Source organism: Cupriavidus sp. SIMBA_020 (assembly GCF_046535395.1).
Lineage (GTDB): Bacteria > Pseudomonadota > Gammaproteobacteria > Burkholderiales > Burkholderiaceae > Cupriavidus > Cupriavidus campinensis.
On record NZ_JAWRWU010001667.1, the window covers coordinates 1 to 236 of the forward strand.

A 236-nucleotide genomic window follows, 5' to 3' on the forward strand; every position below is an offset into this window, starting at 1 on the left:
CGCCCAGGTGCTGCGCGATCCGGCCATCTACGGCATGGCGCTGACCTACTTCTGCCTGATCTGCGGCATCTATGCCGTCAGCTTCTGGCTGCCGACGCTGCTGAAGCTGGCCGGGGTGCAGGACACCATGCAGATCGGCCTGTACTCGGCGATCCCCTACGTGGCGGCGGCGGTCTTCATGCTGTGGTTCGCGCGCAGCTCCGACCGCCTGCGCGAACGCCGCTGGCACACGCTGG

1 pseudogene is annotated in these 236 nt (G+C 67.8%); it reads left to right on the forward strand.

What is annotated here, in order from left to right:
- A pseudogene (locus tag SB751_RS35270) lies at window positions 1–236 on the forward strand (MFS transporter); the annotation flags it as partial.